The 16,459-nt window shown below is 69.9% G+C and carries 17 protein-coding genes and 1 riboswitch; of the genes, 11 read left to right on the forward strand and 6 right to left on the reverse strand.

Translation table 11 applies throughout. The features are described from left to right. The first annotated feature begins 18 nt into the window (after window positions 1–18). Genes BLS97_RS00935 through BLS97_RS00945 form a run of 3 tightly spaced genes read left to right on the forward strand, consistent with a single transcriptional unit; the run spans window position 19 to window position 2,179 of the window. Entirely contained in the window at window positions 19–1,215 is a 1,197-nt protein-coding gene (locus BLS97_RS00935) for an amidohydrolase (protein ID WP_090474134.1), read from the forward strand. After that, window positions 1,212–1,610 (forward strand): MmcQ/YjbR family DNA-binding protein, encoded by a 399-nt coding sequence (locus tag BLS97_RS00940; RefSeq protein ID WP_197676343.1) that lies wholly within the window; start codon window positions 1,212–1,214, stop codon window positions 1,608–1,610. Before BLS97_RS00935 ends, BLS97_RS00940 begins: the two co-directional genes overlap by 4 nt. Next, a complete protein-coding gene (locus BLS97_RS00945; RefSeq protein WP_090474135.1) occupies window positions 1,610–2,179 on the forward strand; it encodes a mismatch-specific DNA-glycosylase in 570 nt (189 codons plus the stop codon). The genes BLS97_RS00940 and BLS97_RS00945 overlap by 1 nt, the downstream gene beginning before the upstream one ends. Before the next feature lie 89 nt (window positions 2,180–2,268). Here BLS97_RS00945 and BLS97_RS00950 read toward each other — a convergent pair whose 3' ends face one another. Further along, entirely contained in the window at window positions 2,269–3,732 is a 1,464-nt protein-coding gene (locus BLS97_RS00950) for an MFS transporter (RefSeq protein WP_090474136.1), read from the reverse strand. Window positions 3,733–3,801: 69 nt separating this feature from the next. Here BLS97_RS00950 and BLS97_RS00955 point away from each other — a divergent pair, with 69 nt between their 5' ends. Next, on the forward strand, window positions 3,802–4,521 hold the full coding sequence (locus BLS97_RS00955; RefSeq protein WP_090474137.1) for a TetR family transcriptional regulator: 720 nt from the start codon (window positions 3,802–3,804) through the stop codon (window positions 4,519–4,521). A 1-nt stretch (window position 4,522) separates the two neighbouring features. On the opposite strand, the gene BLS97_RS00960 is transcribed toward BLS97_RS00955, so the two are convergent. The 3 genes from BLS97_RS00960 to BLS97_RS00970 all read right to left on the reverse strand — a co-directional run bounded on the left by BLS97_RS00960 (window position 4,523) and on the right by BLS97_RS00970 (window position 6,554). Next, window positions 4,523–4,879 (reverse strand): DoxX family protein, encoded by a 357-nt coding sequence (locus BLS97_RS00960; protein ID WP_090474138.1) that lies wholly within the window; start codon window positions 4,877–4,879, stop codon window positions 4,523–4,525. Between the two features lie 81 nt (window positions 4,880–4,960). Then, entirely contained in the window at window positions 4,961–5,746 is a 786-nt protein-coding gene (locus BLS97_RS00965) for an oxidoreductase (protein ID WP_090474139.1), read from the reverse strand. A 7-nt stretch (window positions 5,747–5,753) separates the two neighbouring features. Continuing rightward, a complete protein-coding gene (locus BLS97_RS00970; RefSeq protein WP_090474140.1) occupies window positions 5,754–6,554 on the reverse strand; it encodes an alpha/beta fold hydrolase in 801 nt (266 codons plus the stop codon). Window positions 6,555–6,679: 125 nt separating this feature from the next. Here BLS97_RS00970 and BLS97_RS00975 point away from each other — a divergent pair, with 125 nt between their 5' ends. The 3 genes from BLS97_RS00975 to rpsT all read left to right on the forward strand — a co-directional run bounded on the left by BLS97_RS00975 (window position 6,680) and on the right by rpsT (window position 8,756). Then, window positions 6,680–7,291, forward strand: a complete 612-nt coding sequence (locus BLS97_RS00975) for a TetR/AcrR family transcriptional regulator (protein WP_090474141.1) — start codon at window positions 6,680–6,682, stop codon at window positions 7,289–7,291. Between the two features lie 274 nt (window positions 7,292–7,565). Beyond that, window positions 7,566–8,363 (forward strand): esterase/lipase family protein, encoded by a 798-nt coding sequence (locus BLS97_RS00980; protein ID WP_157695098.1) that lies wholly within the window; start codon window positions 7,566–7,568, stop codon window positions 8,361–8,363. A 132-nt stretch (window positions 8,364–8,495) separates the two neighbouring features. Then, complete coding sequence (rpsT, locus tag BLS97_RS00985; RefSeq protein WP_090474143.1) at window positions 8,496–8,756, forward strand: 30S ribosomal protein S20; 261 nt, start codon at window positions 8,496–8,498, stop codon at window positions 8,754–8,756. Window positions 8,757–8,857: 101 nt separating this feature from the next. On the opposite strand, the gene holA is transcribed toward rpsT, so the two are convergent. Then, on the reverse strand, window positions 8,858–9,796 hold the full coding sequence (holA, locus tag BLS97_RS00990) for a DNA polymerase III subunit delta (protein ID WP_090474144.1): 939 nt from the start codon (window positions 9,794–9,796) through the stop codon (window positions 8,858–8,860). A gap of 270 nt (window positions 9,797–10,066) precedes the next feature. Here holA and BLS97_RS24100 point away from each other — a divergent pair, with 270 nt between their 5' ends. Further along, on the forward strand, window positions 10,067–10,765 hold the full coding sequence (locus BLS97_RS24100; RefSeq protein WP_090474145.1) for a peptidylprolyl isomerase: 699 nt from the start codon (window positions 10,067–10,069) through the stop codon (window positions 10,763–10,765). Window positions 10,766–10,813: 48 nt separating this feature from the next. Then, window positions 10,814–10,967: riboswitch (SAM riboswitch) on the forward strand. Window positions 10,968–10,980: 13 nt separating this feature from the next. Continuing rightward, complete coding sequence (thrC, locus tag BLS97_RS01000) at window positions 10,981–12,258, forward strand: threonine synthase (protein ID WP_090474146.1); 1,278 nt, start codon at window positions 10,981–10,983, stop codon at window positions 12,256–12,258. 96 nt (window positions 12,259–12,354) lie between these two features. On the opposite strand, the gene BLS97_RS01005 is transcribed toward thrC, so the two are convergent. Continuing rightward, window positions 12,355–13,641 (reverse strand): glutamyl-tRNA reductase, encoded by a 1,287-nt coding sequence (locus BLS97_RS01005; RefSeq protein ID WP_090474147.1) that lies wholly within the window; start codon window positions 13,639–13,641, stop codon window positions 12,355–12,357. Between the two features lie 228 nt (window positions 13,642–13,869). Here BLS97_RS01005 and hemE point away from each other — a divergent pair, with 228 nt between their 5' ends. Both hemE and hemG read left to right on the forward strand, forming a co-directional pair. Further along, window positions 13,870–14,964: a uroporphyrinogen decarboxylase gene (hemE, locus tag BLS97_RS01010; protein ID WP_231988287.1), complete on the forward strand. Its 1,095-nt coding sequence runs from the start codon at window positions 13,870–13,872 to the stop codon at window positions 14,962–14,964. Continuing rightward, window positions 14,961–16,457, forward strand: coding sequence for a protoporphyrinogen oxidase (gene hemG, locus BLS97_RS01015; protein WP_197676344.1), 1,497 nt, complete (start codon window positions 14,961–14,963; stop codon window positions 16,455–16,457). The genes hemE and hemG overlap by 4 nt, the downstream gene beginning before the upstream one ends. Window positions 16,458–16,459: the final 2 nt, after the last annotated feature.

Below are 16,459 nucleotides of genomic sequence, written 5' to 3' on the forward strand. Positions count from 1 at the left end.
ACGCGCACGGAGGAAATCATGAGTTCACTGCTGGCCATCGTCGATGTGCACGTCGTACCGATCGACGGTGCGCCCTTCGACGGTGCCGTCGTGGTCACCGACGGGATCATCACGGCGGCCGGACCGGACGTGGTGGCTCCGCCCGGAGCCGAGATCGTCGACGGCCAGGGTCAATGGTTGCTGCCCGGATTCATCGACGCGCACACCCATCTCGGCGTGCACGAGGAAGCCGAGGGCTGGGCCGGCGACGACACGAACGAGATGACGGATCCGGTGACGGCCGGGGTGCGGGCGCTGGATGCCATCAACCCGGTGGAGACCGGTTTCGACGACGCCCTGTCGGGCGGGGTGACCACGGTCAACGTGAACCCGGGGTCGGGTAATCCGATCGGCGGGTTGACGGTGGCCATCCACACGTGGGGACGAACGGTCGACGATATGGTGCTGCGGTCCCCATCCGGCCTGAAATCGGCCCTGGGCGAGAACCCCAAGCGCGTCTACGGCGACCGCAAGCAGACGCCGTCCACTCGGTTGGGTACCGCCGCGGTGATCCGCAACGCGTTCGTCGAGGCCTCCAACTACCTCGATCAACTCGCCCACGCGGATCCGGACAAGGCCGCGCCGTCCCGCGATCTCAAGCTCGAGGCGCTCGCATCGGTGCTGAATCGGGAGATCCCGTGGCGACAGCACTCCCACCGCGCCGACGACATCGCGACCGGGATCCGGATCGCTGAGGAGTTCGGCTACCAGCTTGTCATCGACCACGGCACCGAGGCCCACCTGATCGCGGATGTGTTGGCCGCCAAGGGAATACCGGTACTCATCGGCCCGCTGTTCACCACCCGGTCGAAGGTGGAGTTGCGCAATCGCTCGCTGGCCAATCCCGGACGGCTGGCCGCGGCGGGAGTGGAGATCTCGATCATCACCGACCATCCGGTGGTGCCGATCCACTTCCTGGTGCACCAGGCCACTCTCGCCGTCAAGGAGGGGTTGGACGCGGTCACGGCCCTGGAGGCCATCACCATCAACCCGGCGAAGGTGATGGGTGTGGACGACCGGGTGGGCTCGATCACGCCGGGCAAGAGCGCCGATCTGGTGTTGTGGTCCGGTGACCCGCTGGACGTGATGCAACGCGCCCTGTCCGTCTACATCGCCGGTCAACCGGTGTACGCCTACGACGCCGCGACCGGGACCGGGAAGGTGACGCCGCGGTGACTCCGGCGCCCGGACCGACCGCCCGGATCGCCGTGATGTGCCTTGCTCTGCCGGACACATCGGTGCGACCGGCCCATGGCGCACCGGCGTATCAGGTCCGCGGCAAGACCTTCGCCACGGTCATGGACGACCACCACGGAAGCGGTCGGACCGAGCTGTGGGTGAAGGGTGCCCCAGGCGCGCAGGCCGAGTGGATTGCCGCGGATCCCGGGAGTTACTACGTCCCGGCCTACGTGGGATCGAACGGATGGATCGGGGTCTGGCTGGACCGCCCGGTCGATTGGTCCGCCGTCGCCGAGCTGCTGGTGGAGGGGTATCTGCTGCAATCCGGACCCCGCACCGCGGCCAGCGTCGATCCGAAAGACCTTCTCCGCTCGGCCCTGGACGCTCGCTGATGGGCCGCAGCCGCAGCGAGTTGCAGGCGTTCAGCGGCAGAACCGTCCCCGATCTGCTGGGCCCGGACGTGCGGCTGTTGTTCGTCGGCATCAATCCGGGCTTGTGGACGGCCGCGGTCGGAGCCCATTTCGCCCGGCGCGGCAATCGTTTCTACCCGGCTCTGCGCCGGGGCGGAATCATCGACCGGGACATCGACGCCTCGGCCGGTTACCGCCCGGAGGATCTCGCCCATCTGCTCGAGCGCGGGATCGGGATCACCAACCTGGTCCCGGCGGCCAGCGCCAGAGCCGACGAATTGACCCGGGAGCAACTCCGTGCCGGCGGTGTTTCCCTGGCCGAGGTCGTGGCCCGGGTCCGCCCGAAAGTCGTGGCCGTACTGGGGATCACTGCCTACCGGACGGCGTTCGGTCGCCCGGGCGCCCGGCCCGGGCGGCAGAGCGAGGAGATCGCCGGCGTCCCGGTGTGGGTGCTGCCGAACCCCAGTGGCCTGAACGCCCACGAGACCGTGGACAGCCTGGCCGCGGCCTACCGGGAGGTCGCCGTCGCGGCCGGCCTGGCGACGGGCTGACCAAGGGCGGGCGTCCAAGGGCGGGCGTCCAAGGGCGGGCGTCACGGGACAGGTCCCGTGACGCCCGCCGCGTCGGGTACCGCTCGGTCTCAGGCGTCGGCCAGTTCCGGCGTACGCGCAGCGGCCTCGGTTCGGGCCGCCGTGGCCCGCAGCCCGACGTAGGCGGCGACCGCACCGGCCGCGACCAGCGCAGCGGCCACCAGCAGGCCGACCCGGTACCCGCCGAGGAACGCGTCCACCGGGGCGGTGCCACCGGAGAGCAGCCCGGACTGACGCGCGGCCAGAATCGCGCCGATCACCGTGATGCCGAGCAGCCCGGCCACTTCCCGCGAAGCGTTGAAGATGCCGGACGCCACGCCGGCCTCCTCCCGGGGCATGGCGTCGAGGACACTGGCGGTCAACGGCACGGTCAAGCCACCGCCGATGCCGATCACCGCAAAGCTGGGCATCAGGTCGAGGAAGGTGGCATCCGCCGACAACAGGCTGACCGACGCGATGCCCGCCCCCATCAGCAACATGGCCACGGCCACCACCCGATGGGCCCCGAGCCGCCGTGACACCTGCTCGGAGATGACGGCGCCGGCAGCCATCAGCAAGGCCATGGGCAGGAAGGCCAGACCGGCCTTGGTGGGCGAGAATCCGAGCACGTTCTGCAGGTACAGCGAGGTGAAGAAGTAGATTCCGAAGAGACCGAAGCCCCACATCATGAGGGCGATCAGACCGCCGGTGAAGACCCGCTCGGCGAACAGCGAGATCTGGACCATGGGCTGGGCGCTGCGTAGCTCGATGCGGATGAACGCGACGGCCAACCCGATGGCGACGGCGAACGAGATCAGGATGAGAGTCGAGGTCCATCCCCGGCGTTCGCCTTCGATCAGGGCGAAGGTCAGCGCGAACAGCGCCAGGGCCGACGTGACCAGACCAGGCACGTCGAGCCGGCGCGGGCCGGAATCGACCCTGGACTCGCCGATCACCCTGGCACCGAGGGCGAAGGTGGCGACACCGACGGGGACGTTGATGAAGAAGATCCATTCCCAGCTGGCGTGCTGCGACAGCAGGCCGCCGAGCAGCGGACCGACGGCTAACGCGAGGGCTCCCACCCCGCTCCAGATGCCAACGGCGGCCGCTCGCTGCCGAGCGTTCGTGTAGGTGGCGGAGATGATGGCCAACGTGGTCGGGGTGACCAGGGCCGCTCCGAGACCCTGCAGCGCCCGGCTCCCGATGAGCGTGGCCGAGTCGCCGGCCAGACCCGCGGCCAGCGAGGCCACGGTGAACAGGGCGAGCCCGATCAGGAACAACCGCTTGCGCCCGAACACATCCGCGAGTCGTCCGCCGGCCAGCAGCAGGCTCGCGAAGACGAGGATGTAGGAGCTGACCACCCACTCCAGCCCGGAGATGCTCAGGTGCAGGTCCTTCTGGATGGCCGGCGTGGCCACGTTGACGATGTTGTTGTCCAGGTAGGTCATGAAAGTGGCCAGAGCCACCGCGAGAAGGGTGAGCCGGGGTCGCAACGCTGGCGGCGCGCTCTTGGATCCGGTGCCGGTGATTGTCATCTACGTCATCTCCTATACGTCGTACATGTATGCCGTATAGCAAACGCTCTACGCTGTACAGTTGTCAACATGGTTTCGGCAATCAGTTCGCAGAGCACGGCCCAACCGGCCAGATCCCGTCGTCGGCCACCCCAGCCGGCCGAGGATCTGACCAGGGAGTCGGTCATCGAGGTCGCCCTGAACATGGCCGACACCCAGGGAATCGACAAGGTGACCATCCGCGGCTTGGCCCAGCACTTCGGGGTGACGCCGATGGCTCTGTACTGGCACGTCAAGAACAAGGACGAACTGCTCGCGGCCATGGGCGACCAGGTGTTCGCCGGCATCGAGATCCCGGACGAGGACGGCCGTCCCTGGCACGAGACCTATCGCACTCTGCTGGAACGACTGCTCGCCGCCCTTCGCTCGCATCCGGGCGCGATGGACCTCGTCGGCGCCCGGGTGCTGCACAACGAGAAGGGGCTCGACCTCACCGAGCGTGCCCTGTCCCTGCTGCGCGGGGCGGGACTGTCGGTGCAGGCCAGTGCCGACATCGCCCGGGCTTCGCTGCAGACCATGATGATGCTCGTCTCCGTCCAGCCCGGCGCGGAATACGGCTTCCCCCAGTCACAATGGGACGAACTCAAGGCTCGGAAGCGGGCCGGCCTGGCCGCGCTCCCGCGCGACCGGTACCCGTTGCTGCTGGAGTCGGCGTCCGCCCTGATCGAGTGCGAGGACGACGCGACGTACTTCGGTGCCGGAATCGACCTGTTCATGGCCGGGGTCAAGGCGCAGGTCGCGGCGCTGTAGATCAGGCCCGGGTCGCCCACCCGATCAGCGGCACCTGCAGTGGGAGCCGGGCCCATGCCGCGATCCGGAACCACAACGGTCGGTTCCCGGAGCGGAGCGCCATCGACACGTTGGCCGGGAACACGGCGATCAGCAGCGCGGCCGAGAGCAGCCCACCGATTCGACGAGTGCGAGGCACGGCCAACAGCACCGCGCTCGCCAACTCGACGGCCCCACTGATCGCCACCAGCTCTTCCTTGCGGGGCAACATCTTCGGCACGATGCCCACGAACGGCCGGGGGCGGCGGAAGTGCAGCACCCCGGATCCGGCGAACAGCGCGATCAACACAACGGTGGTGCCTGACGGCCGGCGGTTCATCGGTCCATGCTCCCCCAACCCGTCACTGCTCCCGAGGTGGGGACTCGACTCACGAGGATCCGGCGGTTGGGACGGTCCGGCTCACAGCGTGCTGGTCAGACCGCCGTCGATGACGAAGTCGGCCCCTGTCACATTGGCCGCGCGTGTGCCGGCGAGCAGCACGACCAGATCCGCCACCTCCTGCGGTTGGGTGAACCGGCCGGTGGCCGTACCGGCCGTGGCCGCCGCGACGATCGTCGCCGGGTCCTGACCGGACGCTCCGGAGATGGCATCGGCCACTCCCCCTTCCGCCAGCCACAGATCGGTCTCGACCGGGCCGGGACTGACCGTGTTGACCCGGATCCCCAGCGGCCCAACCTCTTTGGACAGCGCCTTGCTGAAATTGGCCAGCGCCGCCTTGGCTGCGCAGTAGTCGATGACACCCGGATCGGGCAGGAACGAATTCACCGAGGCCACCGTGACGATCGTTCCGGAGCCGGCGGCCAGCATCCCCGGGAGCACGGCGCGAACGGACCGAACCGCGGCCATGAACGTGAGGTTCATGGAGTCCATCCACTGCTCGTCGGTGACGGCCAGGAACCCGTCGACCCGCGGCGTCACCGCACCCACGTTGTTGACCAGGATGTCGACGCCACCACCGGCGAGGGCCTGGTCGATCAAGTGCTGCGGTCCGTCGGGCGTCGCCAGATCGACTCGGGCCGCGGTCACCGACCCGGCGGCGACCAGAGCGTCCAGGCGCGGGCTGCTGTGCCGAGCCCCGGCGATCACATGCGCGCCCTCGGCGGCCAGTGATTCGACGATGGCCAGACCGATACCCTTGCTGGCCCCGGTGACCACTGCCCGACGGCCACGAAGTCCGGTGTCCATCCTGGTCCTACAGACCGTGTCGGGCGAGAAACTCGAGGCCGGCGGCGGCCACCTCGACCCACCCGTGGTCGATGGTCAGCGAGTGCCCCCGGTCGGCGAATCCCCTCAGTTCGGTGACCGCAGTGGAATGCTTGTACTGCTTCAGAGTTGATTTGGTGATGGCCTCGGGAACCGTGTGATCCTGGCCGCCCATGATCAGCAACAATGGACCCCGCTCGGAATTCTCCGTGTCGACGGCCGTCTCCGAATGCGGATTGAAATTGGCCGTGGCCGCCTGAAAGAGCGGCTTACCCGGGGCCGGAATGCTCCACTTCTGGTACAACTCGTCCGACTCCTCCTCGGGAATCGCATTGCCGAACGCATAACGGAACTGCTCGGGCGTGAGCGACACCGCCTTGCCGGCGTTGGACGGGTTCTTCAACACCGGGAAAGAGGCCCGCAACGACGAAATGGGCAGCGGCAGAACGCCTTTGATCGGGGCGGCATCGATGGCGACGGCCGCCACCCCCATGTTCAGCCCGAGCATCTTCTCGACCAGCGTGCCGCCGAAGGAGTGCCCGATCAGGATCGGTCTCGTCTCCAGGGTGTCGATGATCGCCCGGTAGTGCTCCACGACCTCGTCGATCCCGTGCCCGGCGATGGCGTCGGGATTGTCGCGTGATCCCTGCACCGTCTCGGCCTCACCGGGCCAACCGGGCGCCACGGGCGAATACCCGGCCGCCGCGAATTTCTCGACCCAGGGTCGCCACGACGACGCGTGCAACCACAGTCCATGGACGAAGACAACGGATCGGCCGGATACAGCCATAGGAAGACCTCACCTCGTGACGACGAGCCCGACGTAGACCGAACGATCTACCTACACTGAAACGGTAGACCAGGCCAGCAGCCCGGGCAAGACCCGATTCGAAGGACGGAAGAGGTGGAGGATCGGTGACCGACGCGCCCGAGGCGAAGATCACGCACAGCCGGCCCCACCAGGTCGGGAGACCGTCGGCGGCCCGGTCCCGCATCCTGACCACGGCCGACCGGCTGTTCTACGAAGAGGGCATCCGGAGCGTGGGTGTCCATCGGGTGGTGGACGAGTCCGCCGTTACCCGGGTGACCCTGTACCGCCACTTTCCGTCGAAGGACGACCTCGTGGTCGCCTACCTGCAGAACCGCGCCGCCGCCAACGAGGCGGCCATCACCGCGATGCTGGCCGAGCACGCCGGTGATCCCCGCGCCGGCCTGCGCGGCATGGCCGAGATGGTCGCCGCCGGCGGGTTCGCCGACGAGCACAACGGGTGCGCCTTCATCAACGCCTCGGCCGAGCATCTCGACCGGAGCCATCCGGCCCGCGCGGTGGCCACCCGGCACCGCAAGTGGATCATCGACCGCACGGCCGACCTGTTGCGTGAACTCGGTCATCCCACGCCGGAGGCGATGGCCCAGATCCTGATGATGCTGCGGACCGGAGCGGTCGTCGGGGCGTCCCTGGATGATTCGCCCGGGATCGAGACGAACTTCCTGCGCGCTTGGGACGCCCTTGTTGCGACCATCTGACCGGCCATCCCCGGGGTCCGTCCGGCGGTGGGCGATGCTGGCCACCGTGGCCGTGCTGCTCCTGGTGTCCGCCTGCACGTCGCCCCCTTCGGCGGCGCCGACCTCCGGAGGGCCAGCCTCTGCCGCGACCGGGCCGGTTGCCTCCGCGTCCCGGGTATCCGAGGTCCCAGCCCCGTCCCCGTTCGGCCGGCCGACATCGTCGATCGCGCCGCCGCGGGCCGGAAGTACGACGTCACCACCGAGCGGAGGCTCGACGTCTTTCCCGTCCGGGACCGTGGCGTCAGCGCCGTCCCGGGACACCGCCTCGTCCCGGTCCGGAAACGCCCCGCCGTCGGCGTCCGGGCACACGGTGCCCTCCGCTCTGCCGGCGGCCGGCCTGGCCGGGGTGAACGTCGAAGGCTGTCGCAGCAAGGACCGCCCGGTGGTGCTGCTGCACGGCACGTTCTCCACGCTGGCCTCGAATTTCTCGGCCCTCGTTCCGGCCCTGCGGGCCGATGGCCGGTGCGTCTACGGGATCGACTACGGCAACGGCGGCGTGGACTCGATCGAGTCATCGGCCGCCGAGATCGCCGCCTTCGTCGAAACGGTCAGTGCGGACACCGCCGCGACGACGATCGACGTGATCGCCTACTCCCAGGGCGGCCTGGTCCTGCGGACGGCGCTCCGGCGCGACGGGCTGGCCGACCGGGTCAGTACCGCTGTGCTGCTGGCCCCGTCGTGGAACGGCACCACGTCCCCGCTGGCCGGAGCGCTCCCGGCCAGCATCTGTCCGGCGTGCGCGGACCAGATCGCCGGGTCGGCCCTGTTGAAGGAGCTCGATCGAGGCGGTGATCTGGACGGGGCGGTCCGCTACGCGGAGGTCTCGACCACCGGCGACACCGTCGTCACGCCGATTGCGTCGCAGATACCGGCCGGGCCCGCGGACCGAGTCCGGTCGATCGTGGTCGAACGGCAGTGCCCGAATCTGCGGACCGACCACGTGCATCTGCCCGCGGTCCGCGGTGTGATCAACTGGACCCTGGCCGCTCTGGCCACCGGCGGGCGACCGCCGGCCAGGGCCCTGACCTGCTGAGCCCGCTCGGCCCGGGCGACGATTGGAGTTCAGCCGCAACCGGCTGCTAACCTGGATACTCGTGTGCGCTCCGCCGGAGTCACACCAGCAGGACGCACACAATACCTAGAGACGAAACGAAGGCAATCAGGCGTGGCCAACATCAAGTCCCAGATCAAGCGCATCCGCACCAACGAGCAGGCTCGCCTGCGCAACAAGTCCGTGAAGTCGGCGCTGAAGACCGCGATCCGTCGCGTCAAGGCCGCCACCGCTTCCGGCGACAAGTCCGCTGCGCAGACCGAACTGGTCGCCGCGACCCGCAGCCTCGACAAGGCCGTGTCGAAGGGCGTCATCCACGCGAACCAGGCCGCGAACCGCAAGTCCGCGCTGGCCCAGCAGGTCAACGCGCTCTGACGTAGCTGCATCGAAAGGGGCGACGCCGGCAACGGTGTCGCCCCTTTTGGCGTGCCCGGCCGACTTGCCGTGTCCGGGCGACCGGACGGAGAGCGTCGGCGTCAGCGAAGGCGGCGGGCCCTCGACAGGTCCATGACGGCCTTCTCCAACGCGTAGTCGGCGTCGACGGCCAACCCCTTCACCGCGCCGTTCAGGTCGGCCACCACCTCCATCGCCCGGGCCAGACCCGGTTCCGTCCAGTGCCGGGCGGCGGTGCGGGCCCGGTCGATCTTCCACGGCGGCATGCCCAGTTCCCCGGACAGCGCGTACCCGTTGCCCGGGCGGGCGCCGGACACCTTGGCCACCGTCCGGATCCCGTCGGCCAGCGCGTCGGCGACCAGCACCGGCGCCACTCCCACCCCGATCGCCCACCGCAGGGCCTCCAGCGCGCCCGGCACGTCACCGGCCACGGCCAGGTCGGCCACGGCAAATCCACTGACCTCGGCCCGGCCCCGGTGGTACCGGCGGACCGCCGACTCGTCGACCATGCCTCCGGTGTCGGCCACCAACTGGCTCGCGGCCGCGGCCAGTTCTCTCAGGTCCGACCCGATCGCGTCGACGATCGCCGCCACTGCGTCCGGTGTGGTGGTCCCGCCGGCGGACCGGATCTCGTGCCGGACGAATTCGATGCGTTCGGCCGGCTTGGTCAACTTGTTGCACGTCATGACCGCCGCGCCGGCCTTGCGCAACCCGTCGGCGAGCGCCTTGTTCCGCGCTCCGCCGGCGTGCTGGACGACCAGTACGACGCCTTCCACCGGATCGGTGGCGTAGTGGCCCAGCGCGGCCGCGATCTCCTTCGATGACTCGTGGGCCTGGCGGATCACCACCACCCGTGGTTCAGCGAACAGGCTGGGTGCGACCAGGTCGGAGAATTCCATCGGCGTCAGCGCCGTGGCCAGCGCCTCCCGCCGTTCCACGTCCGGATCGGCCCGACGGGCCGCCGTCACCGCTGACATGATCGCCCGGTCGACCAGGAGCGGCTCGTCGCCGAGCACCAACATCAACGGATCGACAACGGTCGCAGTGGGCACAGGTCCATCTTGACAGGGAGTACCGACGGCGACGCGGCCCGAAGGGTCGCCGGCAGCAGTCGGTGATGGTCCAGCCGGACAAGAGTCGCTCGAGAGCCAACCCACAACGACACCCGGACACAAGCACCGACGGCGACGCGGCCCGAAGGGTCGCCGGCAGCAGTCGGTCGGCCCGATAAAGTGGTCGAGCCTGCTGCTGTCCGTGGCCCCCGCTCCCCTCGTCTCCGGTAAGGAACCTCCGTGCGCCCGATTCGTCACGCCGTCGCCGCTGTCCTGTCGCTCCTGTTGGTGACGTCGTGCGCGTCCAACTCCGGCAGCACGTCCAACCGCGCCGTCGCCGCGTCGACGTCCGCGGCGAGCAGCTCGTCCCCGGCCGGAGCGGGGGCGACCTGTTCCTACCCGTCCGACGGCAGTACCCCGGCCAAGGCAGTCACTCCCCCGGCCGCCTCCGAGCCCAACAGCGGCACGGTCGACGCGACCATCAGCCTGACCCAGGGCGAGGTCAAGATCGCGATGAACCGCGCCACGACCCCTTGCACCATCGGCAGTTTCGTTCATCTGGCCACCACCGGCTACTTCGACGACACGAAATGCCACCGGCTCACCACGAGCACGTCCCTGCAGGTCCTGCAGTGCGGGGATCCGACCGGGACCGGAAGCGGCACGCCCGGCTACAGCTTCGCCGACGAGACCAACTCCTCGATGACCTACCCGGCCGGGACGGTGGCCATGGCCAATGCGGGCCCGGACACCAACGGCTCGCAGTTCTTCCTGGTCTATGCGAAGTCGCAGCTGCCGCCGGACTACACGGTGTTCGGCAAGATCACCTCCGGCCTGGACGTGCTGACCAAGATCGCGGCCGCCGGCGTGACCGGCGGAGGCACCGACGGCGCGCCGTCGTCCGCGGTCACCATCACCAAGATCACGGTGCATTCGTGATCGGCGCCCGTCGACTCATGCGGTAGCCTGATCGGACAACTGAATCACCACTCATCCAGAGGGGCAGAGGGATACGGCCCGATGAAGCCCCGGCAACCACTGATGATGATCTCTTTCTCGTTGTAGAGGCCTATGCCTCCGACCGCGAGGCCGATCATCAGCAGGTGCCCCGTCCGTCCCGCTCCGGCGGGAAAGATGAGACGAAAGGCCTCGTCATGACCACTGTCATACCTACGTCCCCCTCCACCGGCACCACCGTCGATCTCGGTCCCGCGGTTGCCCTGTCCTGCCGCGAATGCGGAAACCGCGTCGCCCTCGGGCCGTTCTACGCGTGTACCGAGTGTTTCGGTCCACTCGAGGTCGCCTACGAGTTCACCACCTCGGGCGAAGCGCTCCGCGAACAGATCGAAGCCGGCCCGCAGAACATCTGGCGTTACGCGCCGCTGCTGCCGGTCCCGGCGAACATCGCCGACACCCCGAACATCAACCCGGGCAGCACCAAGCTCGTCCGCGCCGACAACCTGGCCCGCGAGCTGGGCATGAAAACCCTGTGGGTGAAGGACGATTCGGGCAACCCGACGCACTCCTTCAAGGACCGCGTTGTGGCCGTCGCGCTGGCCGCGGCCCGCGAGCTCGGCTTCACCGTGCTGGCCTGCCCGTCCACCGGCAACCTGGCCAATGCCGTGGCCGCGGCCGCCGCGCGGGCCGGAATCCGCAGCGTGGTCTTCGTGCCGTCCAACCTGGAGCAGCAGAAGATCCTCACCACTGCCGCCTACGGCGGAACGCTGATCGCTGTCGAGGGCAACTACGACGACATCAACCGGTTGGCCGGCGAGATCGCCGGTGAGCAGGAGGATTGGGCGTTCGTCAACGTCAACGTCCGCCCGTACTACGCCGAGGGGTCCAAGACCCTGGGCTACGAGGTGGCCGAGCAGCTCGGCTGGCGCCTGCCCCAGCAGGTCGTCGTCCCCATCGCGTCGGGCGCCCAGCTGGTCAAGATCGACAAGGGGTTCCAGGAACTGGTCTCGCTCGGCCTGGTCGACGAGGCCCCGTACAAGGTGTTCGGCGCGCAGGCCACCGGTTGCAACCCGGTGTCGACCGCGTTCAAACAGGGTCACGACTTCATCCAGCCGGTGCGCCCGGACACCATCGCCAAGTCCCTGGCCATCGGCAATCCGGCCGACGGACCGTACGTCCTCGACGTGGTCAACCGCACCGGCGGCGCCATCGAGGACGTCACCGACGAAGAGGTCATCGAGGGCATCAAGCTGCTCGCCCGGACCGAGGGCATCTTCGCCGAGACGGCGGGCGGTGTCACGGTGGCCACGCTGAAGAAGCTGCTGGCCTCCGGCCAGTTGGACCCGAACGAGGAGACAGTGATCTTCAACACCGGGGACGGGCTGAAGACGCTGGACGCCATCGCCCACGTCGTCGGACCGAGCGCCACCATCGCGCCGACCCTGTCGGCGTTCGAGGCCACCGGCCTCGCGTAGACCTCCTCCGGAGCCTCCGCACCGACACGAGAAGCGGCCCGTCTCCATCGGAGACGGGCCGCTTCTGGTGTGGGAGGGTCGCGAAAACGGCCCGGATCAGTGCGGCGCGGGCTGGTCCGGGATCTCGATCCCGAACAGCGTGTGCAAGGCCTGCAGGTAGCCGGCCCCGTCGCCGGTGCGGGCCAGCTCCTTGGCCCGGAGGGTCGGGGTGTGCAGCAGCGACTGCGTGACCCGGTGCATCGCCAGTTCGACCTCGGCCGCGACGTCACTGTCGTACTTGGCCCGGAGCCGGACCATCTCCTTCTCCACGGCCAGCGAGACGTGCTGCCGCAGAGCGATGACGGCCGGGTCGAGGGTGCGGATGGCCTGGTCGTCCTCGAACCGGGCCACCGCGGCGATCACCACGTCCTGGGCGTCCGCGATCGCCTCGCGATGTTCGGGGGCGGCACCGTCGGCCACGCTGTGCAGGTCGACGACCCGCACGCCGGGCAGGGCCCGTACCCCTTCCGACACGTCCGGCCGCAGGGCCAGGTCGACCACCGGCAGCGGGGTGTCGCGGAGGGCGAGGGCTGCGGTCACGGTCTCCACGTCGAGCACATTGCCGGTGGTGCCGCTGCAGGCGACCACCAGGTCGGCCTTGGCGACGGCGTCGGCGAACTGCCCGGCGTGGACGACCTCGGCGTGGTGCGTGGCGGCGAAGGTGTCGGCGCGCCCGCTCGGTGAGAACACCTGCAGGCGGGTGCAGCCGCGGGCGCGGAGAGCGGTGGCCACCACCCGGGCGTAGGCACCGGTGCCGATGATCAAACAGGTGGCGGTGGCCAGCGATGTGGATTCGTCGGAACCGGGTTCGGCCAGTCCGGCGGTGGCGATGTCGATCGCGACCGACGCGACCGACCGCCCGGCCGACCCGAGCCCGGTGCGGGATGCGACCTGCTTGGCCGTGCGCGCGGCGGACTGGAACAGCGAGTGCAGCACCGGGGTGGTGGTCCGGGCCGCGTGGGCGGCCGTCAGGGCGCGGGACACCTGGCCGGAGATCTCGGCCTCGCCGACCACCATGGAATCGAGTCCGGAGGCCACGGTGAACAGGTGTGCAGCCACCGGCGCACCCACCCTGACCTTGAGCAGGGCAGCCGCCTCGGCCTCGTCGATCTGGGCGACCTCGGCGATGCGGTGGGTGACGGCGTCGATGGCATCGTGGAACCGGTCGGCGTCCAGGTAGATCTCCAGGCGGTTGCAGGTGGCAAGCACCACCGCGCCCCTGATCGATCCGTCCTGGGTCGACAGCTCGCGCAACGCCTGGCTCAGCGAGTCGGTGCTGGCCGAGAGCCGCTCCAACGCCTTGAGCTCGAGGTCGTGGTGGCTGGCACCGAGAACCATGAGCATTTGACTATTCTACCGCTCTGACCAGGCACTTCCGGGACAGGCGACACTCACTGACCGGCACCCCCATCCAGTCGCCTCCACCACCGGGTACCCCGCGTGACGTGCGCCGTCAGCCATCGCCCGTGCGTTCGGGAGACATGAATCACCAAGGGTCGGCTAACCCGCCGCTTCGCGCACCGTGATGCGCGACCGGCCCACTCCCGCCGTGGTGGGACGATGGGTCTCATCATGACGACGCACGCACCCGCCACCGAACCGACGTTCGCGGCCCTTCCCGCCGACCACCCCCTGACCGACGGCCGGACGGGCCGGTCGCCGCTGCTGACCGCTTACCGGGGTGAGCCGACCACCGGCCACCCGGTGTGGTTCATGCGGCAGGCTGGTCGTTCGCTGCCGGAATACCTCGAGGTGCGCCGGGGCATCGACATGCTGCAGGCCTGTCTGACGCCTGACCTGGCCGCCGAGATCACGCTGCAGCCGGTCCGCCGTCATCGGGTCGACGCGGCCGTCCTGTTCAGCGACATCGTCGTACCCCTGAAGCTGGCCGGGATCGGCGTCGAGATCGTGCCCGGCACCGGTCCGGTCATCGACCACCCGATCCGCACCGCCGCCGACGTCGCTGCTCTCCCGGAGCTCGACCCGGCCGCCCTGCAGCCCGTCATCCAGGCGGCCGCCAACTGCGTTCAGGAACTGGGCGCCACGCCGCTGATCGGATTCGCCGGCGCACCGTTCACCCTGGCTTCCTACCTGGTCGAGGGCGGCCCCAGCCGGGAACACTTGCGCACCAAGGCCCTGATGCACGCCGATCCGGAGACCTGGCACGCCCTGGCCGCTTGGGTCGGCCGCATCACCGGTGCCTTCCTGCGGGCCCAGATCCTGGCCGGAGCCTCCGCCGTGCAGCTGTTCGACTCCTGGGCCGGGGGGCTGTCCTTGGCCGACTACCAGCGCTTCGTCGCCGAGCACTCCGCGGCGGTGCTCGCTTCGGTCTCCGATCTTCCGGTCCCCCGGGTGCACTTCGGCGTGAACACCGGGGAGCTGCTGGTCGCCATGCGCGACACCGGCGCCACCGTCATGGGAGTCGACCACCGGGTGCCCCTGGATGTCGCGAACGAGCGGCTGGGCGGCCGCACCCCGTTGCAGGGCAACATCGACCCGGCCCTGCTGTTCGCCGGTGACGACGCGCTGCAGGCGGCAACGCTCGACTGCCTGCGAGCCGGCCGGGCGGCCCCCGGGCACGTGGTCAACCTCGGCCACGGCGTGCCGCCGGACACCGATCCGGAGGTGCTGACCCGGCTGGTCGCGTTCATCCACGACCAGCCGTGACCGGCCGCCACAGCCTCGAGTTCTTCGCCGCCACCTCCGGCCCGGCCCGACCGGGGACCGCGCAGCCGTTGATGGCCGAGCCGACCGGGCTCGAGCCGACCTCGGTCGTCGTCATCGGCGGCGGTATCGCCGGGCTGGTGACGGCCTGGGAGGTGGCGCGCGCCGGGCGGGCGGTGACCTTGTTCGAGGCCACCTCGTCGGTCGGCGGGTGCATCGCCCGGCACCGGGTGGCCGATCTCGACCTGGACGCCGGCGCCGAGTCGTTCGCCATTGCCACCCGTGCCGTGCTGGACCTGATCGACGACCTCGGGTTGTCGTCCCGTGTGGTGTCCCCGAACCCCGCCGGCGCCTGGGTGCGGCATGCCCGTGGCAGCGCACCGCTGCCCACCGACTCGTTGCTGGGCATCCCGGCCCACCCGCTGGCTGGTGACGTCCGGCGGGTCCTGGGCCCGATCGGCGCCACCCGCGCCGCCCTCGACCTGCTGCTCCCCCGCCGGGTCGGCGGCACCGCCGCGACCCTGGGCGGCATGGTCACGCGCCGGATGGGCCGGACCGTGGTCAAGCGCCTGGTCGAACCGGTCGCCGGCGGTGTCTACTCGACCGACCCGGACGAGTTGGAGTTGGACAGCGCGCAGCCCGCTCTCCGTGCGGCCGTGTCCCGGACGGGCTCCCTGGCCACTGCGGTGCGGCGCCTGCGGGCCACCTCGGCCCGCCCCGGCTCGGCCGTGGCCGGGCTCACCGGGGGCCTGTACACGCTGGTCGAGGCCCTGCGGGCCGACCTGGAGCGACTCGGCGGCCTGGTCCTCACCGACACAGCGGTCCGGGCCGCGGCCCAGGCGGCCGACGGTTGGCGGGTCCTCGTCGGTGACGATCAGGTGGGCGCGGACGACGTCGTACTGGCCGTACCCGGCGCGGATATCAGCCGCATCCTCGCCCTGGTCGACGTCGACGTGCCGCCCACTGCGGCCGTCACCAACACGGTGCGGCTGGTGACCCTGGTCGTGGAACATCCGGCCCTGGACGCCCACCCGCGCGGCACCGGCATCCTGGTGTCGCGGCACGCCTCCGGCGTCGCCGCCAAGGCCCTGACCCACGCGACCGCCAAGTGGGCGTGGTTGGCGCAGGCGGCCGGGCCCGGCCGTCATGTGCTGCGGTTGTCCTACGGCCGCGGCGACGACGACCTGCCGTCGGACCTGGTCGGGACGGCCCTACGGGACGCGTCGGTCCTGCTGGGGGTGGACCTCGACCGCTCGCACCTGATCGACAGCGACGTGATCGGGTGGACGTCAGCGTTGCCCCGTCCGCAACCAGGGCACCGGGCCGCCATGGCCACCCTGAAGGGGCAGATCGCCCAGCAGCCCGGGCTCCACCTGACCGGTTCGATGGTCGACGGCACCGGGCTGGCCGCCGTGATCACCGGAGCCCGCACCGCCGCCACGCGTCTGCTGTCGGTCACAACACAGGCGGACGGGCCGCGGCCCGCCGACCGCTGAGA

This window comes from Nakamurella panacisegetis, assembly GCF_900104535.1.
GTDB lineage: Bacteria > Actinomycetota > Actinomycetes > Mycobacteriales > Nakamurellaceae > Nakamurella > Nakamurella panacisegetis.